Source organism: Burkholderia sp. ABCPW 14 (genome assembly GCF_001523835.1).
Lineage (GTDB): Bacteria > Pseudomonadota > Gammaproteobacteria > Burkholderiales > Burkholderiaceae > Burkholderia > Burkholderia mayonis.
On the sequence record NZ_LOVS01000061.1, the window covers coordinates 39,546 to 61,073 of the forward strand.

Below are 21,528 nucleotides of genomic sequence, written 5' to 3' on the forward strand. Positions count from 1 at the left end.
CGGCATCGGATTACCGCCGCGAGGTTTTTCGTCATGTCGGACATTGCAGTGCAGGAAGACACCGCCGTCGCGGACGTCGCGCGCCCCGTGCCGCGCTCGAATCCGGACGGCACGACGCGCGAAGCGCAGACGATCGACGTCGTCTGGTGCGGCCACGCGAGGTGCGCGGCCGATGCCGAGCCGCGCTTCGCGCCCCGCCTGGGCGTCGCGGAGATGCTCGCGAGCGCGCGCGGCACCGCCGAATGCGGCCGCATCGCGACGAGCCTGTTGCGGCTGATGGGCTTTGCGACGTTCGCCTATTTCGCGATCGAGTTCTCGCGCGACGACGCCGAATGCCTGTATCTGCACGAAGCGTTCACGCCCGCCGCGTATCGCGGCGATTACGTGCGCCGCCGCCATCACGACGTCGATCCGCGGATGCTCGGCACGCGCGCGTTGGGCATGCCCGTCGTCTGGGACCTGCGGCAGCTCGCGCGGGATCACGCGGCGCGCGGCTCGGATGCACTCGACGGCTTTCTGCGCGTGATGCACGACGATGACATGTGCAGCGGCGTGATGTATTCGATGCTCGTGCCGGGCACACGGATGCATGCGTTCGCGAGCTACACCGCGCCACGGCGCTCGCGCGACTGGATCTCGTCCGCGACGCTCGAGCAGGTGCTGTCGCTCGGCTTGTCGGTGCATCGGTTCGCTGCGCCGCAACTGATCGCGTCGTCGCGCGAGCGCGCGGCCGAGCGCCTCACGCCGTTCGAGCGCGAGCTGCTCGTCGGCATCGCGGAAGGCGCATCCGACAAGGAGATCGGCCGACGGCTCGACACCAGCGCGCACAACGTCGACTACCATCTGCGCAAGCTGCGCAAGCGCTTCGGCGTCGCGAACCGGATTCAGTTGACTTATTTCGCGTCGGCGCGCGGATTGATCTGATGCGCGTATTGGCGCATGTTTGCACGCGGCGTCGCGGCGTCGCGTTGTCGCGTTGTCGCGTTGTCACGTCGTCACGTCGTCACGTCGTCACGTTGTCACGTCGTCACGTCGTCACGTCGTCACGTCGTCACGTTGTCACGTCGTCGCGATGGTCACGATCAAGCGGCCATAGTCGAAGGCCGAACAGCAATCGCGGATCGCGAACGCAAAGCGCCAATCTCCGCTCGACGGCGACGCGACGCCCATGCCGCCGCCGTCGCGCCGTGCGAGCGCGCGCCGAGCCGCACGGCGTCGAACGGCCATCAACAACCGTCACCGGCAGCAGCCGAACCTCGGCCGCAATCGTTGCACACGCAACCAACTGGCGGGACGCGAGCCGGCCGCCGCTCGCGTCCGCCCCGCCCGAGTGTGCGCGTCACCCGCCGTACAGATCGAGCAGCTTGAGCGTCACGCCGTTGGTCCAGCCGAAGCCGTCCTGCAGCGGATACTCGCCGCCGCCACCGCCGCCCGTGCCCGTTCCCTCGACGATGTACTTCTCGACGAGCTTGCCCTGCGCCGCGTACACGCCCTTCACGTCGGCAAGGAAACGCGTGCCGATGTCGTTCGCGAGCGCCTTCTCGCCATATTGCTGCAGTCCGACGAGCGCGATCCAATGCAGCGGCGCCCAGCCGTTGGGTGCGTCCCATTGCTGCGTCGTGTCGTAGGTCGTCGTCGCGAGCCCGCCCGGCTTGAGCAGCGTCTTCTGCACGTTCTTCGCGGTCTGCTTCGCGCGCTCCGGCCATGCGACACCCGCGAACAGCGGATACAGCGCCGCCGCCGACAGGTTGTCGCGCGGCTTGCCGAGCTTCCAGTCGTAGTCGCCGTAGTAGCCGTTGCGGTTCCACAAATAGCGGTTGATCGCGACCGCGCGCTTGCCGGCGCGGCCGGCGAACTCGGCGACGCATGCAAAGTCGCGCGTCGCCGCACAGCCCTTCACGATCGTCGTCTCGAGATGGAACATCAGGCTGTTCAGGTCGACGGGCACGATCGCGGTCGTGCGGATCGTCGCGAGCGTGCGGCTGTCGCCGAACCAGCGCGAGCTGAAGTCCCAGCCGCTCTCGGCCGCCGCGCGCAAATCGCGCCAGACTTCGGCCGACGGCCTGCCGCTCGCCTGTTGCGCGGTCTTGACGTCCTCGAGATACGACTCGTCGCGCGGCGTGTCGCTCGCATCCCAGTAGCGGTTCAGCACCGCGCCGTCCGGCATCGCGACGACGTTGCGCGTCGCCGAGCCGCGCGGCGTCGTACTCTCGCCCTGCATCCAGTATGCGTACTCCTTGCGCAGCGCGGGCAGGTACTTCTGATAGACGCGATTGCCCTCGACCTTCGCCGCGAGCGCCACCATGTACGCGAAGAACGGCGGCTGCGAGCGGCTCGCGTAATAGCTGCGGTTGCCGTTCGGCACGTGGCCGACGGTGTCGATCAGGTATGCGAAGTTCTCGAGCATGTTGTCGACGAGATCCTCGCGGCCCGCCTCCTGCAAGCCGAGCATCGTGAAATACGTATCCCAGTAGTAGCCCTCGCGGAAGCGTCCGCCCGGCACCACGTACGGTTTCGGCAGCGGAATCAGCGAGCTGTACGGCGGCACGGTCGTCGTCGTGCGCGTGAGCTTCGGCCACAGCCAGTCGATGTGCTCGCGCAGCGTCTGGCTCGGCGGCGGCGTCACCGACTGATCGGTCGGCGGCGTGAAGTACTGCGCGACGAACGCCTTCAGCGAGAAGCCGGGCTGACCCTTCTGCTGCTGGTACAGCTGGACGATCGTCGCGGGATCGGCGTTCGGCGTCGAATCGACGAAGGTCTTCTGGTCTTCGAAGATCTGCGCGGTTTGCACTGCAACAAAGAGATCGCCGTATAGCTGGCTCGGCGGCGGCGGAATCGACGCCACACTCGGCGTGGATGCGGCCGCCGTGGAGACGGCCGCCGTGGATGCGGCCGCCGAAGCCGGCACGCGCGACGAATCGGCGCGCGCGAGCGTCGCACTCGTGCAGCCGATGCCGGCCGCGGCGACGAGCGCAACCCATGCGGGCGCGCTCAACAGGCAACGATAGAACGGATTTTCAACATGAAGCCGGCGATGCCGCGGCGTGACCATATCTCCTCCTCCCGTTTTCGAGATGAACGGCAATAAGGTCTCCTGTCACGCGTGCCCGGCGCGGCGCGGCTTTTGTCTGTCGGATGCCGCGCCGCGCAGATTCGCACGAAAACCGGCGCTCACGCAAGCGGTCCATCGCACATTGCGCGCGAATAGCCGTGCACCGCGCACAGCACGCGCGCTTCGAGCGCGGCCGCGTCGGCGTCGGCGTCGGCGTCGGCGCGCTCGCCAGCACGTCGACGATGCCCTTCACGATCGCGAGCATGTCGTGCGCCGCGACGACCGGGGTGTCGAGCGGACGCGCGCCGTCCTTGCCGAACGCCGCGAGCAGCGCCACGACGATCCGCCCGGCGACGTCGCCGCCCCGCCGCTCGACGGGCTGCCGCCGCGCCTCGAAGTCGATCAGCCGCGCAAACGCACACCGCGCGCAACCGGCGACGTGCGGCGGCAACACGTCGTTGCATGCGCAAGCATGCTGCAACAATCGATGCAATAATGGCATCTTTATCGCGCGTCGTTGCCATGCCGTCTGCTATCTACGCCTTCATCGCACCGCTGATCGTCGCTTGCGCGTTGTTCATGGAGAGCGTAGATGCCAACATCATCGTCACGGCGCTGCCCGCGATGGCGCGCGACTTCGGGCAGAATCCGGTCACGCTCAACATCGCGATCACGAGCTACGTCGTCGGCCTCGGCGTGTTCATCCCGATCTGCGGCTGGCTCGCCGACCGCTTCGGCGCGCGCACCGTGTTCCGCACCGCGATCGGCATCTTCGTCGCGGGCTCGCTGCTGTGCGCGGCGTCGAACAGTCTCGAGCTCTTCACGTTCGCGCGCTTCGTGCAAGGCGTCGGCGGCGCGATGATGGTGCCCGTCGGCCGCATCATCATCTTCCGCGCGGTGCCGCGCTCGGAGCTCGTGCGCGCGATGAACTACCTGAGCGTGCCCGCGCTCTTCGGACCGGCCGCCGGGCCGCTCCTCGGCGGCTTCATCACGACGTACCTGCACTGGCGGCTGATCTTCTTCATCAACGTGCCGATCGGCATCCTCGGCATTTATCTCGCGAACAAGCACATCGCGAACACGCACGAGCCGGACCCCGGCCCGCTCGACTGGTCCGGCTTCATTCTCTCCGCCGCGGGCGCCGCGCTGCTGCTGATGGGCCTCACGCTGCTCGACGGCGCGCTCACGTCGCGCGGCACCGCGCTCGCGATGAGCGTGACGGGCGCGGCGCTCGTCGGCATGTACGTGCTGTATGCGCGGCGCGTCGAGCGGGCGGTCCTCGATCTGAGATTCCTGCGCATTCCTACGTATCACGCGAGCGTCGTCGGCGGCTCGCTGTTCCGGATCGGCCTCGGCGCGGTGCCGTTCCTGCTGCCGCTCGCGCTGCAGGAAGGGCTCGGGATGAGCGCGTTCCATTCCGGCGCGATCACGTGCGCGTCGGCTGTCGGCGGCGCGCTCACGCGGGTGCTCGCGCCGAGCACGCTCAAGCGCTTCGGCTTTCGCACGGTGCTGATGTACAACGCGGCGTTCGCCGGGCTCGCGATCGCCGCGTACGGCGTGTTCCATCCGGGGATGTCGGTGCTCGCGATCTGGCTCATCGTGCTCGTCGGCGGCATTTTCCCCGCGCTGCAGTTCACGAGCCTCAATTCGATGATCTACGCGGAGATCTCCGCGCGCGACGCGGGCCGCGCGACGAGCCTCGGCAGCGTCGTCCAGCAGATGTCGCTCGGCCTCGGCGTGACTGTCGCGGGGCTCGTGCTGCACGTATCGCATTGGGCGCAAGGGCATCCGACGATGGTCTGGTCGGACTTCTGGCCGGCGTTCGTCGTCGTCGGGCTGTGCTCGTTCGCATCGATCCCGATCACGCGGCGGCTGCCGCCGAACGCAGGCGACGAGGTCGCGCGCGGCAAGCGCAGTTGAAGCGGTCGAGCGTGCCGAACGTGCGGGGAATCGGTGCTGAAGGTGGGGGATGTACTGAAGGAATGCGCGCGCCGCCGTTCGAAATTTGGATGCCGAAATTCCTGCGTCCCAAAAAAATCGGCGGACATCCACTCGGGGCCGGCTGAAAGCCGCATGGATGTCCGCTTGAACTGCTCCGGCCGTCTCGACGGGGGTGAGACGTCCGGACTCGCTCCCTGCGTGCCATTGAGATATCGTGCGTCGGAAGCAGAGTGCTTGTGTCGATGAGACTATAAGGAAACTTCCGAGAGACTTCTGTCAACGATTGTCAGACGCCCGCGCAGCAGTGCTTCGCTGCGCACGGCGCGCCGCGCGGAATCGCGCTAAAGTGGCGCATCCGCTTCCGTCTGCTCATTCGCGCCGCTCGTGACCGCCCCACTCTCGATCGCCTCCGCCCGCGCGCTGCACCTCGCCGCGCAGGGCCTGCTGACGCCGCCTCGCCGCAAGGCCGTCAAGGCCGATGTGCTCGCCGCCGTCCGCCGGATGGCGCAACTGCAGATCGACACGATCCACGTCGTCGCGCGCAGCCCGTATCTCGTGCTGTTCAGCCGGCTCGGCCCATATGCGCCGCAATGGCTCGACGAGCATCTCGCCGACGCGAAGCTGTTCGAATACTGGTCGCACGAGGCGTGCTTCCTGCCGATCGAGGATTTCGGCTTGATGCGTCACAAGATGCTCAACCCGATCGGAATGGGCTGGAAATATGCGGCCGAATGGCATGCGAAGCATCGCAAGGAAATCGACAAGCTGCTCGCGCACGTCCGAGCGAGCGGCCCCGTGCGCTCCGCCGATTTCACGCGCAGCGCCGGCAAGGGCAACGGCTGGTGGGACTGGAAGCCCGAGAAGCGGCACCTCGAAGTGCTGTTCTCGACCGGGCATCTGATGGTCGCCGAGCGGCGCAACTTTCAGCGCGTCTACGACGTCGCCGAGCGCGTGCTGCCGGACTGGGACGACGCGCGCGACCTGCCGCCGCGCGAAGCGGTGCTGCCACGCCTCGTCGACAACACCTGCCGCGCGCTCGGCATCGTCCGCGCGGACTGGATCGCCGATTATTACCGGCTGCCGAAGCGCCCGTATCGCGACGAATTGCATGCGCTCGCCGACGCGGGCGAGCTGCTGCCGGTCACGGTCGAAGGCTGGAAGGAAGACGCGTTCGTGCATCGCGAGCTCGCGCCGCTCGTCGACCCCGCACGCGACGGCGCGCTGCGCTCGACAGTCACGACGCTGCTGTCGCCGTTCGATCCCGTCATCTGGGACCGGCGGCGCGCATCGACGCTGTTCGGCTTCGATTACACGATCGAGTGCTACACGCCCGCGCACAAGCGCCGCTACGGCTACTTCTGCCTGCCGATCCTGCATCGCGGGCGGCTCGTCGGCCGCGTCGACGCGAAGGCGCATCGCGCGCAACGCATGTTCGAGCTGAAGGCGGTGCACATCGAGCCGGGTGTGCGGCTCGGCGCGGGACTCGCGGTCGACATCGGCCGCGCGGTACGCAAGCTTGCCGATTGGCACGAGACGCCCGTCGTCGAGGTCGGCGACGCGCCGAAGGAGATTGCGCGGGCGATCGGTGCGGATTGACGTCCGGGGCCGGAAAGCCGATCACGAGCGAGCGGCGCGCCGCGACGAGCATCGCGGGGACGCCGAAGCGCGAGGATCGTCGTCCCGCGCACGTTGATCGCGCCGACCGAGAAGACGCCGAGGCAATCAAAGAGACAGCCGCGACGCGCTCAGACGGGCATCGCCGATTCGCCGGCGCGCGCGTGTCCATCGGCGCGCGCCGCGCGCGTCAATCGCTCAGCTTGCGAAAACGCGGCGCGCCGTCGGCGAGCGTTTCGTTGAACATCGCTTCGGGGCGCACCCAAAGGCTGCGCTCCTTCGGCCACAATTGTTCGTAGACGACGAGGGACTCCTCCGTCTCCGAATGCCGCGCGACGCCGATCACGCGATACAGCCCGCCCTTGTAATGGCGATGCGTCGCGATTCGTTCGGCTTCCTGCTCGGTCATAGTGCGCTCCATGAAAATCGGTGAGCGCGTATTGTATGCGCGGCGCGCCGAGCGCGGCGGCGGGCGGCCGAGCTCAGTGCGCGCCCGGCTGCGGCTGCGGCTGCGCGTAGACGTCGCGCCGATGCAGCTCCATCCAGCGATCCGGATGCGCGGGCGTCGTGAAGCCGACCGGGCGATACAGCGCGTGCGCGTCGGTCGTGACGAGCGCCACGCACACGGCTTGCGGCTTGCGGTTCGCGGTTCGCGGTTCGCGGTTCGCGGTTCGCGGTTCGCGGTTCGCGGTTCGCGGTTCGCGGTTCGCGGTTCGCGGTTCGCGGTTCGCGGTTCGCGGTTCGCGGTTCGCGGTTCGCGGGCGAGCATACCTTCTCCAAATAACCGCGACGCGAATCTTGCGCGCCACCCCACACCGCCGCACCCGCTCGCGCCGCATCTCTCCTCCGCCGCCTCCCGCCCCCCGCCCCGCGCATTCGATCCGGACGGCGCCCGCAACCAACGCCGTGACGCAGCATCACGGCGTCCAGCGATACATCAGCAGCTTCGCGCGCGCATCGTCCTCGACGAGCACGACATACTCGCCGCCCGGACGCAGGAACGCGCTGATCCCGAAAGAGACATCGACCCAGCCGCTCGTGCCGCCGACGGCGGCGCCCGGCGTCATGTAGCCGACGAGATCGCCACTGCGCGCGTCGTAGACGTCGATCTTCGCGGTGTACAGCTCGACGACGAATATGTAATTGCCCGCGACCGCGAAGCCGACCGTCGTGCGCTGCGGATTCGCGCTCATATCCCACGGCAGCATGATCGCGTAGCGCAACTCGGGCGCGCCCGCGCGCCAGTTGTCGTAGCGGGCGAGCACGCGCCCCTGCTCCTTCCAGTGCGCCGGATCGTACGGCAGCGCCGGCGTGAAGCCCGCGACGTACATCGTGTCGCTGTCCGGCTGGTACGACACACGCGCGATCCGGTTGAACGGCGCCGGCATCGCGAACATCTGCGCGCTCGCGTAGTCGTAGATCGGGTCGCCGTGAGCGTCGAAGCCCTGGAACGGCAGCCAGCGGATGCCGCTCACGAGCGAGCCGAGCCACACGTCGCCCGCCGAATCGACCCACCAGAAGCCGTTCTGCATCGCGTTGCCGGTCGACGGATTCGCGACGATCTCGCTCGCGTCGACCTTGCCGTCGCCGTTCGTGTTGCGCCACATCCATTCGCCGTACGCCGGCTGCCCGACGGGCCAGGCGCCGGGAATCGGATTCTGCGACAACAGGCCGGCCGGAATCGCGATCTGCCCTTGCGTCGCCGTATCGAAGCGATAGATGCTCAGATAGTGGGAATACATGTCGATCGCATACAGCAGCCGGCGGCCGCCGACTCGCCGCAGCATCGGCTCGCCGCGCACGCCCTTCGGCAGATGGAACGCGGGATCGTCAGCGTAGCCGAAGCGATCGAGCGTGAACGCCGCGTAGCGCCAATCCTGGCCGGGCGGCTTCGTGTAGTCGATCGCGAAGCGCTTCGAGCCGGTGAACACCTGGCTCGGCTCGTCGGGATCGATCGAGCCGCCGTCGACGAACAGGAGTCCGTAGAGTCGCCAGTTCAGCGCCTGGCTCGCATAAACGTAGCTCTCGAGCACCGCGCCTTCGCCCGTCAGCGTCGAACCCGGCGCACGCGGTCCGACGCCGTTCTGCGATACGTACAGGTTGCCGCCGCGGTCGAAGCCGATGCCCGTCGGCCCGTTGAAGCGCCAGTCGCCGGGCGTGCCCTTGACGGCGTGGAAGATCCCCGAGCGCGTGCCGAGGATGCTCGACAGCACCGGCACGCCGGCCGGCTTCGCATAGACATAGACCTGCTGCGAAGGTCCGCTGTCGGCGATCAGCAACTGCCCCGACGGCGAGATCGCGAGATCGGCAGGCAGCACGCCCTGCGGCAGCGCGGCCAGCGACGGCAACGCGCCGCCCGACGCCGTGTAATGCGTGATCGCGCGGCCCACCGCCGCGGTATAGCCTTCGATCACCCACAGCGAGCCGTCTGCGTCGACGGCGATGCGGCCCGGCTGGTTCGCCCGCCAACTGCGTAGCTGACGCATCGTGTTCGCGTCGTAGACGACGATCAGGTTCGACGCGGTGTTCGCGACGTATAGTTCCTTGTCGGTCGCCGCGATGCCGCGCACGCTGCCGTCGACGCCCATCGGCGACACGTTCACACGCAAGAAGCTGTTCTTCGTCGGATTCCAGCTGTTGCCGATGCCGCTCGCGAACGGCGCACCGATCTTGATGCTCGTGAGCGGACGGCGCGTGACGCCATACCATGTCTGCCCCTTCGGCGGATAGTCGGCGCCGACGAGCAAGCCGTTTTCGTTGCCGATCGACATCGCCGCATACAGATAGGTGCCGTTGACCGCGATCGCATCGCCGCCCGTGCTGCCCCAGCCGTGGGTCCATCCGGCCACCGCGATGCGATCGCCGCCGCGGTACGCGCTGACCTCCGCACCGCTCTCGTCCCACGGCGCGTTTGCGTAAACGGTGCCGTCGGCCGCGACCGCGATCGCCTCGATATCCTGCTGCACCCATTTGCCGTCGCCGAAGCCGAACGTGTTGCCGATCCACGACGTCGTGTAAGTGAGCTGGGTCTGTGCGCCTGCGTCCGCCGGCCGGAGCAGCAGCGGCCATACGGTTAGCACCGCTAACAGTGCGTTCAGCGTGCGGGTCGATTTCATGCGTCGCTCCTTCGCTGCGTGGGGGGCAGCTTCGAACGCAAACGTAGCCGCCTGAAATGCGGCTGGCGAGAATTAAAAAAACGAAAATAAAGAGATACTTCAAGGAGGCGCATATTGCCTCCGAGGCACTTATCGGCGGCGATTTTCAATACCTTAGCCTCGATTGCTCAAGATTTCGATTCGACAGCGCGACCGTTCGGCGCTCAGCCTTGCGCCATCCGGTCGCCTGACTGCGATCGCTCGTTGACGAGCATTCGATTATCGGGCACGAATCTATCAATAATTATATTTCGCGCCATTCAAATAGGAATCACTCGGCTTTCCGATGTTCAGCGTTTTGCCATTCGGTCGTCATATATCGGGATTCGATCGGGCCGATTCGTGATGCGGCGATGCACCCATCCGCGATCGATTGTCGATCCGCGGCATCGCTGCGGCATCGCGCGGGCCGCGGCGATGCCGCAGCGCGGTCACGCCAACGGCCGCACGCCGATCAGCCAGCCGTGCAGCACGAGCATGAACAGCGCCCACGCGACGAGGCCCACGCCGATCGCGGCGCCGTCGCGCGCAAGCGACCCTGCCGGATAGCGGATACCGTCGCGCCGATCGCGCGCACGCGACGCGATGAAGTCGACGAGCGCCCACACGAAGAACGCGGCGAACAGCAGCTCCGCGTGCAGCGTTCCGTTCGCGAGCAGATGCGCGATCGCCCATACCATCACGCCCGCGAGCATCGGATGGCCGACGAGCGCCTTGATCCGCGTGCCCGGCACGTAGGCGGCCGCGAGCAGCACGAACGCGATCGCCGTCAGGAGCCCCGTCAGATGCCTGACGCCGATCGGCGGAGACCACAGCGCCGCCGCGTTCGCGCGCGCGAGCCCGTAGCCCCAGACGATCAGCACGAAGCCGACCACCGACGCGAGTGCATACATGCCCTTCCAGCGCTTCTCGCCGAGACTCGCGATCTGCGCGGCACGCCAATCGCCCGCGACCATCCGAATCGAATGCGTACCCAGGAAGATCAACAAACCGAGAATCAGGACGAGCATGAGCATGTCTCCAGGTGGGGAAATCTTGTTGTCGGCCGGATCGGCATACGATGCGGCCTTGCATCGTACACCTCGCGTCGAGCGCATCGGCTGCGCCAGCGTTTATCTTCTCCGCGATGCGAGTACCGCTTGCTTCGTGACTCTTCGTGACTGCATACGGGTTCGGCGACACGCTTGCACGGCACGCGCGTCGATGCAATCGGGCGATGCGCTTGCATTGGGATGCCTGTGCAATCATGTATCCCGCCGCTGCCCGCACCGGCATCGACACGCGCGCCTATCCATGTCGACGAGCCAAATACGCACCCGTCCCTCTCGGCCCGCGCGCTCACGCCGAAGCGCGGCGCGCAGCGACCGAAGCCTGTAGCACGCGGTCGCGCGCAATCACCTCGTTCTCTTTGCCTCTGCCTTCCGCTTCGCCGGCACGCCATCGCACACACCGTACACCATTGCGAATGCCGACGCGCGCCGCCCGGCTGCGGCACGCCGCCGCGCTACTTCCGCTTCGCGCGGCGCGCGCCCGCGCCCGCGCGGACAGCCGCGCGATATGCGTCGCGGCACCAGTCGCGCAACGTACCGACGTCTTCGAGCACGTCGGCGGGCGTCTCGTAATAGCCGCCGACGACGACCGTCCGCGTGCGCCCCGGATACGAGAACGGCTGCATGCCGGCGCGCTCGAACGCCGTGCGATTGTCGTCGTCGACGCGCAGGAACAGCGATCCTTCGTGAACGAATCCGAACAGCACGCCGTCGAGCCTGAGCGACGCGCCGCTGAAGAAGCGCGCGACGCCGATCGGCCCGAGACCCGCGAGCCGCTCGGCCAGTTCGTCCGCGCGCAGCCTCTCCGCTTTCCAGTTCATCGGATGCCGCCTCGCCGCGCCGCACGCGAGCACACGTCCGCAGCCGCGCCGCCGCAGACATGCGGCAACGCGGCCGTCATCGCAGGGGAAGTTCGAATCGGCAAGCGCATCAGCGCGCGGCGGCGATCACGTCGGCCACCGCGGCCGTCAGCTTCTTCGCGTACGGCACGTGCAGGAACTCGTTCGGCCCGTGCGCGTTCGACTTCGGGCCGAGCACCCCGCACACCATGAATTGCGCGGCCGGGAAACCTTCCTGCAGCACGTTCATCAACGGGATCGTGCCGCCCAGGCCCATGTATGCGCAGTCGGTGCCGAAGTGCCGGCGCGACGCATCGTCGAGCGCCGCACCGAGCCACGGCGCGACGTCCGGCGCGTTCCAGCCGGTCGCCGCGCCCGCATCCGGCTTGAACGTGACCTTCGCGTTGTACGGCGGATCGAGCTCGAGCAGCGCCTTCAATTGCTGGACCGCCTGCGCGGCGTCGACGAGCGGCGGCAGCCGCAGCGACAGCTTGAACGCGGTGCGCGGCCGCAGCACGTTGCCCGCGTTTTCGAGCGCGGGCAACCCCTGCGCGCCCGTGACGGACAGCGACGGCCGCCATGTCGAATTGAGAAGCGCCTCGCGCGGATCGGTCGTCGTCGGCAGCACCGGCTTGCCGTCCTGCCCGCACGCCCACGGCAGCCCCTTCCACACGGTGTCGCCGAGAATCGACGCGGCCGCTTCCGTCTCGCGCAAGCGGCTCGCCGGCACGTCGCAGTGGAACGACGATGGCAGCAGATTGCCGGTCCCCGCGTCCTCGAGCCGCTCGAAGAGCTGCCGCATCACGCGGAAGCTCGATGGCGCGATCCCGCCGTACACGCCCGAATGCACGCCCTCCTCGAGCACCTCGACCTGCAAGTCGCCCGACACGAGTCCGCGCAGCGACGTCGTGAGCCACAGCTGATCGTAATTGCCCGCGCCCGAATCGAGGCACACGACGAGGCTCACGTCGCCGAGCCGCGCGCGCAGCGCGTCGACGTACGGCAGCAGATCGTAGCTGCCCGATTCCTCGCTGGTCTCGATGAGGCCGACGCAGCGCGGCCGCCCGATGCCCTGTGCGTCGAGCGCGCCGAGCGCCGCGAGGCTCGCGTAGATCGCATAGCCGTCGTCCGCGCCGCCGCGGCCGTACAGCTTGCCGCCCTCGAACTTCGGCGTCCACGGGCCGAGGTCAGCGCGCCAGCCGTCGAATTCGGGCTGCTTGTCGAGATGGCCGTACAGCAGGATCGTGTCGGTGCTGTCCGAGCGCGTTGCAGGCGTCTCGAAGAAGATCACCGGCGTGCGGCCGGCGAGCCGCACGATCTCGACCTTCAGACCCGTGACCGGCTGCCGCTCGGACCACTGCGCGGCATCGACGACGACGCGCTCGAGATAGCCGCGCTTCGCCCAGTCGGGATCGAACGCGGGGCTTTTCGCGGGCACCGCGATGTAGTCGGTCAACGCATGCAGGATCTCGTCGTTCCATTTGCGTTCGATGAAATCGGCGAGGCGGTCGTGGTCGATGGCGGGAGCGGTGGCGATGGTCATGGCGCTGAACAGGCGAACTGTCTAACGGAAGTGGAGTGGCGATGATAGCGCCGATGCGGGCGGTTACGCACGCATCGGAAAGGCGATGCGCGTTGTGCGATGCAACTCGATACATCGTTTCTCCGCGCCGATCGAGGGGCCGGTCACTCGGATGAAAGCGAGATCGACATCGAGGTCGAATCGAACCGCCGTCCGGCGCGTTTTTCGATGTCGATCGCATGGCGGCATCGCACGACGAATGCCTCGACTCGACTTGCGTCGCTCGATCGCCGCCGGGCCGAATCGGGCCAGGCCGGCCGCCATCGCGACGGCACCTTCCGGACCGCCAAGCCGCTCGCGTGCCGACGCTCGCTAACGCGCATCGAAGCCGCGGCGATACGCGGCCGGACACGTGCCCGGCGCGCTCAATCTGCCGCATCGAAAGATCATTGAAAGCAAGCTGTCCGATTTTGCGCGAGACACGTGCCTCGCCGTCTACTGCGCGGGCCCGCACTGCAACGGCGCGGCGCTCAGGCTCGTGCGCCTCGGGCGGCCGGTGAAGCGGATGTTCGGCGGCGTGACGGGCTGGCTCGACGAAGGATTCGCGCTCGCGCACGGCAACGGCGCTTAACGCAGCGTAAGGCGCCGATCGATCGGTTACGAAACCGCAACAATTAGTTGTCAGCACAACAACCGAAAAAGCGCGACAATCAGTCCCATCGCACGTGCGGCGTCAAGTCGCACCGCAGCACGGATGGAGAAGCACCATGCAGATGGAAATCCTGATCCAGCTTGTCGGCTCGGTCGTCGCGATCGCGCTCTACTTTCTTCCGGCGATCATCGCCGATCGCCGCCGTCGTCGCGACAAGTTCACGATCGCGCTGTTCAACGCGCTGTTCGGCTGGACGGGCATCGGCTGGCTGCTCACGCTCTACTGGGTGCTGCAGCCGGACACGGCCGATGATTTCGCCGGCGACGTGCGGCTCAAGCGCCGCGCGCTCAGCATGAAAACGTTCTCGACGGGTCTCGTCGAACGTGTGCAGCGGCGGATCGACGCGCAGGAGCGGTGGGCGGAGAAGCAAGGCACTCGCTGAACCCGCGCGCGATCGCAGCGCCTTCCGTGCTTTCCCATGCCGTGCCGATCGACATGAGCGGCACCGCAATCCATCCACGAAAGCGGCCATGCCGCGTGCCCGTCCGGGCCGCAGCGCATCGCTCGGCGGTCACGCGTCCGCCGGCTTCCTGACAAATGCTCGACGCCCTGGCGCGGTCGCTCCCGGCTCACACCTGCATGCCGCCGCGCACCGAGAGCGAGCGCATCCGCGCAAGCCCTGCAGAAATCGTCCGCGGCTCGAGCACGACGGTCTCGTTCGGGAACATCTCCTGGCGAAACTCGCCGTGCTCGTCGAACCATTGGCAGATCACCCACTCGCCCGTGTCGAACACGACCGGGCCGGCATACGTCACCGTCATGCGTGGGCCGCCTGTCTTGAGCGTCACGACGTCGCCAATCCGAAATGATGTGGTATGGGTATCACGGTAAGTTGTCATGGTGGCCTTTTCTCGGAAATGATTTATTTATTCATTTTTTCCGGATCTTTGATCCGGCTATTTCTTCATCTCCCGGAGATTATCAATCGACGGAATAACCGGCAAGTCGCCATTAAAATTTTTCTCGACTCGGGTTAATAAGTCGCAGCATCGTTACGGCCCCTTGGCCGCCCTGGCGGCGCGTCGGCGCGACCTCCGAAGCGGTGATCGGCGCGGTTCCATTTGCCGCACGCCAATCGCCGCCGCTCTAAATCGGCGCACCGATACGTGGAAACGTTTCCAATCGCGGCGCGAATTGATTTTCAAATTCGCCGTGAGAAATTGGCGGCGCCTGAATATCGCCGGATGAAAGACTTTCGCAGTCCGCGCGGGTGCGGCGCCGCGCTCAGACGACGTACGCGCCCTTCGCGTGCAGTTCCGCCTCGGCCTGCTCGAGCGCCGCGATCGCGTCGCCGCCCTCGAGCGCGAGCAATTGCGCGACGAGCGCCTCCACCAGCGCGTGCGCGGCGACGAGCGACGGGAAGAACGACGGGCTGTCGTGCGCAAAGATCAGCTGCGCGTCGGCATGCAGCGCGATCGGCGACACTGCGCTGTCGGTGATCGCGACGATCTTGCCGCCGTGCGCACGCGCCGCCTGTGCGACGCGCGTCGCTTCGGCCGAATACGGCGCGAAGCTGACGACGACGGTCACGCTGTTCTTCGCGATCGTCCGCAGCTCCATGTCGAGCGAGCCCGCGACACCCGTCAGCAGCGACACGGTCGGCCGGAACAGCCGGTAGCCGTAGACGAATCCGAACGCGACCGGATAGCACGAGCGAAAGCCCGCGACGTGCACGTGCGCCGCCCTGCGGATCAGCTTCGCCGCATCGGCGAGCGCCTGCGCGTTCTGCGCGGCGGTCGCTTCGAGGTTGTGCTGCTGCGCGGCAAGCAGATCGGTCGCGAGCGACGCCTTCGCGTTCGGCTTCACGAGCGAGCGGGCGCGCTGCGTGAGCGGTTGCGGCCGCGTGCGCACGCGCGCGACGAACAGATCGCGCAGCTCGTTCCAGCCCGGAAAGCCGAACAGTTGCGCGAGCCGCACGAGCGACGCCGGCTGCACGTTCGCACGCAGCGCGACCTTGCGCATCGACGACACGGCCACCTCGTCGGGATGATCGAGCAGGAACGCCGCGCCCACCTGGAATTGCGGGCTCAGCGCGGAAAATTGCGCCCGAATCAGGGACGCGAGTTCGTCGAAATCGGCGGGCATCGTGATCGCGGAAAAAGTCGATCGGACATGGTATCACCCGCCCTGCGCGCCCGACGGGCGCGAATGCCACGTGACGCGGGCGGTAAAGGCGTTTGCGGCGACGTGTCGGACGATGCGCGGATGTTCGGATGCGTGGACCCGTGGATGCGTGGGCGAGCCAATCGATCATGCCGGGAAAGCCGGAGGCTCGATCGCCGGCCGCCCCGATCCCTTCGATCCCTTCGATCCCTTCGATCCCTTCGATCCCTTCGATCCCTTCGATCCTCCGATCCTCCGATCCTCCGATCGTTTGATCCGCGATCCGCGATCCGTCGCCTAATCTCCCCGCCCGCCCTTTTGCCCCTTGCCCCTTGCCCCGTCGATCGTTCGACCGTCCGAGCGTCCGACGACCCGCGTCCCACCGCGCTCCTTCTCGCATTTCCCGACGCTTTAAGCCGCCGCTAAGCATCGACCGCTTATCATGCCCGCAAGCGGCATGCACGCTCGCGCGCGCACCGCACCACTCTGACGGAATCACGAAACATGCGCGTATTGCTCGTCGAAGACGATCCGCTCATCGGCAGCGGGCTCGAACAGGGGCTGAAGCAGGAAGGCTTCGCGGTCGACTGGGTGCAGAACGGCGACGCGGCGACGCTCGCGCTGCGCACGACGCCGTACGCGCTGCTGCTGCTCGACCTCGGATTGCCGGACAAGGACGGCCTCGCGGTGCTCGCCGCGCTGCGGCGCCGCGACGACGCGCTGCCCGTGATCGTGATCACCGCGCGCGACGCGCTGCCCGACCGGATCGCCGGCCTCGATTGCGGCGCCGACGATTACCTCGTCAAGCCGTTCGCGCTCGAGGAGCTGCTCGCGCGCATCCGCGCGGTGAACCGCCGCCAGGCGGGGCGCGCGCAGACGGTGCTCGCGGTCGGCGCGCTGCGCCTCGATCCGGCGCGTCATCAGGTGTGGCGCGGCGACGAGGAAGTCGCACTGTCGCCGAAGGAATTCGTGCTGCTGCACGAGTTGATGCGCGAGCCGGGCGCCGTGATCTCGCGCGAGCAGTTCGAGGAGCGGCTTTATAGCTGGGGCGAGGAGATCGAGAGCAACGCGGTGCAGGTCCACATCCACAACCTGCGCAAGAAGCTCGGCCACGACACGATCCTCACCGTGCGCGGCGTCGGCTACCGGATCGGAGACGGCGCATGACCGGCGCGCCGCGCGGCTTCGTGCGCCGGCTCACCGCGTCGTTGCGCGGGCGGCTGCTGATGTGGCTGCTGCCCGCCGCGTGCGTCATCGGCGTGCTCGCGAGCACGGGCACGTATTGGGGCGCGCTGCGCGAGCTCGACGACCTGCTCGACGACCAGATGCGCAGCATGTCGAAGCAGATCCAGGTCGACGACAGCGGCAAGCTGTCGATCGAGGGACGCGACAAGAGCGGGAAGCGGCATCCGGCGGCCTACGATTCCGACGATGTGCTGCTGCAAGTGTGGCGCGACGGCACGCTCCAGTTCACGACCGATCCCGCGGCGCAATTGCCGCCGCCCGGCGCGACGGGCTTCGTGAAGCTCGACGCGGGCGGCCAGCGCTGGCACACGTACGTGCGCGAGAGCGCGGGCACGACGATCCGCGTCGCGCAGCCGCGCCAGGCGCGCTGGGAGGCGATTGCGGGCATCGCCGTGCATCTGCTGTGGCCGGTGCTGTCGCTGCTGCCGCTGCTCGCGATCGGGCTGTGGCTCGGCATCGGCTACGGACTGCGGCCGCTCGGCGCGATCGCGGCGGGCCTGAAGCGCCGCCACGCGAACCACCTCGATCAGCTCGACATCACGACCGTGCCGACCGAAGCGCAGCCGCTCGCCTCCGAGATCAACGACCTGCTCGCGCGGCTCGATCGCTCGTTTACGCTGCAGCGAAACTTCATCGCGGACGCCGCGCACGAACTGCGCACGCCGATCATGGGCTTGTCGATCCAGTCGCAGCTATTGCAACGCACGACGAGCGCCGACGAGCACGCGCACATCCTCGCGCAGATCCAGGCCGGCACGACGCGCCTGTCGCATCTCGCCGAGCAGTTGCTGACGCTCGCGCGGCTCGAGCCCGAAGCGCAATCGGCGCCGTTCACCGACATCGATCTCGCCGCGCTGTGCCGCTCGGTCGTCGCCGAGCGCTCGCGCGTCGCGAACGCGCAGCAGGTCGATCTCGGCGCGGTCGGCACGACGCCCGTCCGCGTGCAGGGCAACGCCGACACGCTGCGCGTGCTGCTCAACAACCTCGTCGACAACGCGATCCGCTACGCGGGGGCGGGCGCGCGCGTCGACGTCGACGCACGCGCCGACGCCGACGGCGCGCCGGTGCTCGAAGTGCGCGACAACGGCCCGGGCATTCCGGAGGCCGATCGTCCGCGCGTATGGGAGCGCTTCTATCGCGGCGGCGGCGCGCAGCTCGTGTCGGCGTCGGGCAGCGGGCTCGGGCTCTCGATCGTCCAGCGCATCGCCGAGCAGCATCGCGCGGCCGTGTCGCTCGCGAGCGGCGCCGACGGGCGCGGATTGACGGTCACGGTGCGCTTCGGCACGGCGCGGCAGTCGTGAGCGGCTCGGCGCGCACGCGACGTTCGGCCGGGTTGCTCGCCGACGGACGCGACGCGCGCGACGTTCGTCGCGTCTGTCTCGCGTCTGTCTCGCGTTCGTCGCCTGGTCGACTCGGTCATTGCGCGCCGCATGGAGCGCGCTTGTCCACAAATTTTGTTGGCAAGCTTGTGGACATCCTGAGCATCCGGCGATCAAGTCATTGACGCAGCAGCGTTTTCCGCAAGACGTCACAAACGCGGCAATCCGCGCTTGCGCGCGCACTTCCCGCGTCGCGCGCGGCTCGGCATGCGCGCCCATCCGCTCGCGTCGATTGTGCGAAGCGCGCGTGTCGTTCATCGGAATCGCGTCGCAAACGACGCCCACCTTTTCCACAATTTTTGTTGGCAAGCTTGTGGACATCCTGGGTGCGCCATGCTCAACCCGTTGATCCGGCGAGCTTTTGCCGTGCGAGTCAGATAAGCGGCAACGCGTGCGAAATGACGATTCGACGCGCACGCGTCGGCGCAATCAAGCGAGCCGAGCGAGCACAGCCCGACCGATTCGATCATCCGGCATGCTCGATGGCCGAATCCCTTTTCCACAATTTTTGTGGTCAAGCTTGTGGACATCCTGAGCATCCGACACTCAACTCGTTGATCCGGCGGCATTTTCCCGGACGCATCGGGAAAGAGGCAGCGTGGGCGCGGCCATCGCACGCCGGTCGCCGATCGAATGCACATCGGCGAACGCCAACCGCCCGGCCGGTCCGATGCGCCGCTCGCGTCGTCGCAGACGCGACTTTTCCACAATTTTTGTGGTCAAGCTTGTGGACATCCCGAGCATCCGACGCTCAACTCGTTGATCCGGCGACATTTTCCCGGACACGTCAGATAAGCGGCAAAGCACCGAAAGCGAACGCCCTTCCGCGCACGGCGACGCTCGATGCTCGACGTCCACGGGCGTTGCCCTGTCGAAATCGGCAGGCACGCATTCGGCCTGCCGCCTTGCTCGCTTGCCTCGCCGTCTTTTCCACATTTTTTGTTGGCAAGCTTGTGGACATCCTGAGCATCCGACGCTCAACACATTGATCCGACGAGACTTTTCCGGAAGTGTCAGAAGTGCGGCAGTTCGGCTGGAATCGGTCCGTAGGACGCGCCGCGCCGTCGATCCGCCGTCGAGCCGCGCCGCCCGCGCGCATGCCTCGATCAATGCTCCACAACGAATTTTCGACCCTAGGGTTTTCCACAGATTTTGTGCGCAAGCTTGTGGATATCTCGCGCACCGGAGCGCCAAGCGATTGATGCGTCGGGGTTTTTCAGAAATCGTCGTACCGTCGGCACAAAGCCTTCCGAAGCCTCGACGACGATGTGCGGCATCCTGCGCGCGCGGCCGGCGCGGCCAGTGCAACACGCGCATGCGAGCACGCGCGGCGGCCGGCGCGCACGCATCGCGCCAGCCGCCGCGCCGTCGTCACATCCTCGCGCCGCGCCCGCCCGTCAGCCCGGATAGTCGAGCGTCGGATACCAGTCGGCGCCGCGCCCTTCGGGCGTCATGTCGAGGATCGTCCATAGCGGCATCGGATCGGGCGCGCCGCGCGGGTCCTGCCCCGGGTCCGCGCTCCAGCCGCCCAGCTCGCCGCTCCAGAAATGGCGGATCGCGCCGTCGCGGCGCGTGAACACGTTGATCGCCGGATCTTCGCCGCCGTCGGCGTTGATCGCGTGATAGTCGCGGCTGTAGCGGCCGTCGAGATCGCAGTACAGCTTCAGGTCGCGCCAGCCGCGCTCGCGCTTGAACGCGACGAGCCGCTCGAGCGGCGAGCGCGCGACAACCGCGAGCGCGACGCGCTGCTCGACGTCGCGCGCCTCGCCGTTCCATGCGCCGAGCAGCGACGTGCACATCGGGCACGGACGCTCGCGCTGCGGCCCGAACATGTAGCTGTAGACGACGAGCGTCTGCTTGTCGCCGAACAACCCGGCGAAGTCGCACGGGCCGCGCTCGCCTTCGAAGCGATAGCCGCCCGTCACTTCGCCGCCCGGCGGCAGCGTGCGCCGCAGCGCGGCGACGCGCTCGACGTGCCGGCGCAGCTCGATTTCCTCGGCGAGCAGCGCGTCGCGCGCGCGGCGATACGCATCGCTTTCGTTCGGCCAGCGCGTCGTGTTGCGCTTCACGAGCTCGGCGGCTGGCGTCAGCGTAGAACTCACTGTCATGTCTGTCTCCTGTCGATCGAACGATTCAATCCCGGTCGGGCGCGCCGAGCGGGAACAGGTGCCGATACGGACGCGCCTCGTCGACCGCGCGCGCGAACGACGGCCGCGCGAGCAGCCGCTCGCGATACGCGCGCACGCGGCGCAGCGACGCGTCGACCGGATGCACCCAGTCCGCATAGAAGAGCGACGGCGCGGCCGAGCAATCAGCGAGGCTGAACGCGCCGCCCGCCGCCCATTCGCGGCCTTCGAGCGTGCCGTCGAGCCACGCGTATGACGTGTCGAGCATCCGGCGCGCATCGGCGACGCCGCGCGCGTCGCGCTCGGCCTCCGGGCGCAGCGCGTCGAACACGATCTTTTGCAGCGGCGTCGACACGTACATGTCGAAGAAGCGGTCCATCATGCGCACGTCGAGCGCCGCAACGGCGTCGGCGGGCAAGAGCCGCACGGGGCTCGGGTAGCGCAGGCCCAGGTATTCGACGATGATCGTCGACTCGACGACCGTGCGGTCGCCGTCGACGATCATCGGCATATGCTTGAGCGGCCACCGCGCGGCGAACTCGGCGCTCGCGTCCGGGGTGTCGCCCCCCAGCAAGCGCCACTCGAACGGCAAGTCGCACTCGTACAGCGCGACCAGCACCTTCTGGCAATACAACGAAAACGGGTGTCCGTAGAACGTCAAGCTCATCGCTTTCCCCCTCGGTTGTGGCGGCGCGCCCGATACGCGTACGCCGCCCGTCGAAAGACGCGCGGCGGCACCCGCCGCGCCGCGCCGTGCGCTCGCGCCGCCGACGTACGCGCTACGCGTATGT

Annotated in this window: 21 protein-coding genes and 1 pseudogene; 9 read left to right on the forward strand and 13 right to left on the reverse strand. The window is 67.6% G+C overall.

The window, feature by feature from the left end; all coding sequences use genetic code 11:
• Window positions 1-33 precede the first annotated feature (33 nt).
• The gene (locus WS62_RS08700; protein ID WP_066570236.1) at window positions 34-924 is read left to right on the forward strand and encodes a helix-turn-helix transcriptional regulator; all 891 of its coding nucleotides are present in this window, start codon (window positions 34-36) and stop codon (window positions 922-924) included.
• Between the two features lie 415 nt (window positions 925-1,339).
• Here WS62_RS08700 and treA read toward each other — a convergent pair whose 3' ends face one another.
• The gene (treA, locus tag WS62_RS08705) at window positions 1,340-3,052 is read right to left on the reverse strand and encodes an alpha,alpha-trehalase TreA (RefSeq protein ID WP_066570159.1); all 1,713 of its coding nucleotides are present in this window, start codon (window positions 3,050-3,052) and stop codon (window positions 1,340-1,342) included.
• Window positions 3,018-3,389 carry a hypothetical protein gene (locus WS62_RS37960; RefSeq protein WP_231748231.1) on the reverse strand — a complete coding sequence of 124 codons (372 nt, stop codon included), beginning with the start codon at window positions 3,387-3,389 and terminating at the stop codon, window positions 3,018-3,020. The genes treA and WS62_RS37960 overlap by 35 nt, the downstream gene beginning before the upstream one ends.
• A 185-nt stretch (window positions 3,390-3,574) precedes the next feature.
• Here WS62_RS37960 and WS62_RS08715 point away from each other — a divergent pair, with 185 nt between their 5' ends.
• The 3 genes from WS62_RS08715 to WS62_RS08720 all read left to right on the forward strand — a co-directional run bounded on the left by WS62_RS08715 (window position 3,575) and on the right by WS62_RS08720 (window position 6,589).
• On the forward strand, window positions 3,575-4,972 hold the full coding sequence (locus WS62_RS08715) for an MFS transporter (protein ID WP_066570163.1): 1,398 nt from the start codon (window positions 3,575-3,577) through the stop codon (window positions 4,970-4,972).
• 54 nt (window positions 4,973-5,026) lie between these two features.
• Window positions 5,027-5,239: a hypothetical protein gene (locus WS62_RS39015; protein WP_156440914.1), complete on the forward strand. Its 213-nt coding sequence runs from the start codon at window positions 5,027-5,029 to the stop codon at window positions 5,237-5,239.
• Between the two features lie 138 nt (window positions 5,240-5,377).
• On the forward strand, window positions 5,378-6,589 hold the full coding sequence (locus WS62_RS08720; protein WP_066570171.1) for a winged helix-turn-helix domain-containing protein: 1,212 nt from the start codon (window positions 5,378-5,380) through the stop codon (window positions 6,587-6,589).
• A gap of 208 nt (window positions 6,590-6,797) precedes the next feature.
• Here WS62_RS08720 and WS62_RS08725 read toward each other — a convergent pair whose 3' ends face one another.
• The 7 genes from WS62_RS08725 to WS62_RS08755 all read right to left on the reverse strand — a co-directional run bounded on the left by WS62_RS08725 (window position 6,798) and on the right by WS62_RS08755 (window position 13,496).
• Window positions 6,798-7,016, reverse strand: a complete 219-nt coding sequence (locus tag WS62_RS08725; protein WP_066485065.1) for a DUF1653 domain-containing protein — start codon at window positions 7,014-7,016, stop codon at window positions 6,798-6,800.
• A 73-nt stretch (window positions 7,017-7,089) separates the two neighbouring features.
• A complete protein-coding gene (locus WS62_RS37340) occupies window positions 7,090-7,227 on the reverse strand; it encodes a hypothetical protein (protein WP_231748232.1) in 138 nt (45 codons plus the stop codon).
• Between the two features lie 297 nt (window positions 7,228-7,524).
• On the reverse strand, window positions 7,525-9,723 hold the full coding sequence (locus WS62_RS08735) for a hypothetical protein (RefSeq protein WP_066570175.1): 2,199 nt from the start codon (window positions 9,721-9,723) through the stop codon (window positions 7,525-7,527).
• A 470-nt stretch (window positions 9,724-10,193) separates the two neighbouring features.
• Window positions 10,194-10,772, reverse strand: a complete 579-nt coding sequence (locus WS62_RS08740; RefSeq protein WP_066570238.1) for an NnrU family protein — start codon at window positions 10,770-10,772, stop codon at window positions 10,194-10,196.
• A gap of 494 nt (window positions 10,773-11,266) precedes the next feature.
• A complete protein-coding gene (locus tag WS62_RS08745; RefSeq protein ID WP_066570239.1) occupies window positions 11,267-11,632 on the reverse strand; it encodes a TfoX/Sxy family protein in 366 nt (121 codons plus the stop codon).
• A gap of 109 nt (window positions 11,633-11,741) precedes the next feature.
• Entirely contained in the window at window positions 11,742-13,193 is a 1,452-nt protein-coding gene (locus WS62_RS08750; protein ID WP_066570178.1) for a M20 family metallopeptidase, read from the reverse strand.
• A 63-nt stretch (window positions 13,194-13,256) separates the two neighbouring features.
• Window positions 13,257-13,496 carry a hypothetical protein gene (locus WS62_RS08755; protein WP_156440912.1) on the reverse strand — a complete coding sequence of 80 codons (240 nt, stop codon included), beginning with the start codon at window positions 13,494-13,496 and terminating at the stop codon, window positions 13,257-13,259.
• Between the two features lie 64 nt (window positions 13,497-13,560).
• Here WS62_RS08755 and WS62_RS08760 point away from each other — a divergent pair.
• Window positions 13,561-13,803, forward strand: a pseudogene (locus tag WS62_RS08760) (rhodanese-like domain-containing protein); the annotation flags it as partial.
• 136 nt (window positions 13,804-13,939) lie between these two features.
• Window positions 13,940-14,266, forward strand: coding sequence for a superinfection immunity protein (locus tag WS62_RS08765; RefSeq protein ID WP_066570186.1), 327 nt, complete (start codon window positions 13,940-13,942; stop codon window positions 14,264-14,266).
• 187 nt (window positions 14,267-14,453) lie between these two features.
• Here WS62_RS08765 and WS62_RS08770 read toward each other — a convergent pair whose 3' ends face one another.
• On the reverse strand, window positions 14,454-14,723 hold the full coding sequence (locus WS62_RS08770; RefSeq protein ID WP_066485076.1) for a YodC family protein: 270 nt from the start codon (window positions 14,721-14,723) through the stop codon (window positions 14,454-14,456).
• A gap of 385 nt (window positions 14,724-15,108) precedes the next feature.
• The gene (locus tag WS62_RS08775; protein WP_066570189.1) at window positions 15,109-15,969 is read right to left on the reverse strand and encodes a MurR/RpiR family transcriptional regulator; all 861 of its coding nucleotides are present in this window, start codon (window positions 15,967-15,969) and stop codon (window positions 15,109-15,111) included.
• Between the two features lies 1 nt (window position 15,970).
• Here WS62_RS08775 and WS62_RS08780 point away from each other — a divergent pair, with 1 nt between their 5' ends.
• The 3 genes from WS62_RS08780 (at window position 15,971) to WS62_RS08790 (ending at window position 18,533) form a co-directional block, all read left to right on the forward strand.
• Entirely contained in the window at window positions 15,971-16,288 is a 318-nt protein-coding gene (locus WS62_RS08780; RefSeq protein WP_066570193.1) for a hypothetical protein, read from the forward strand.
• Window positions 16,289-16,491: 203 nt separating this feature from the next.
• Window positions 16,492-17,154, forward strand: a complete 663-nt coding sequence (locus WS62_RS08785; RefSeq protein ID WP_010108399.1) for a response regulator — start codon at window positions 16,492-16,494, stop codon at window positions 17,152-17,154.
• The gene (locus WS62_RS08790; RefSeq protein ID WP_066570197.1) at window positions 17,151-18,533 is read left to right on the forward strand and encodes an ATP-binding protein; all 1,383 of its coding nucleotides are present in this window, start codon (window positions 17,151-17,153) and stop codon (window positions 18,531-18,533) included. The genes WS62_RS08785 and WS62_RS08790 overlap by 4 nt, the downstream gene beginning before the upstream one ends.
• Window positions 18,534-20,008: 1,475 nt before the next feature.
• Here WS62_RS08790 and WS62_RS08795 read toward each other — a convergent pair.
• Together WS62_RS08795 and WS62_RS08800 are read right to left on the reverse strand one after the other, a co-directional pair.
• The gene (locus WS62_RS08795; protein WP_066570200.1) at window positions 20,009-20,719 is read right to left on the reverse strand and encodes a DUF899 family protein; all 711 of its coding nucleotides are present in this window, start codon (window positions 20,717-20,719) and stop codon (window positions 20,009-20,011) included.
• A 25-nt stretch (window positions 20,720-20,744) separates the two neighbouring features.
• Entirely contained in the window at window positions 20,745-21,404 is a 660-nt protein-coding gene (locus tag WS62_RS08800) for a glutathione S-transferase family protein (protein WP_066570204.1), read from the reverse strand.
• Between the last annotated feature and the right edge of the window lie 124 nt (window positions 21,405-21,528).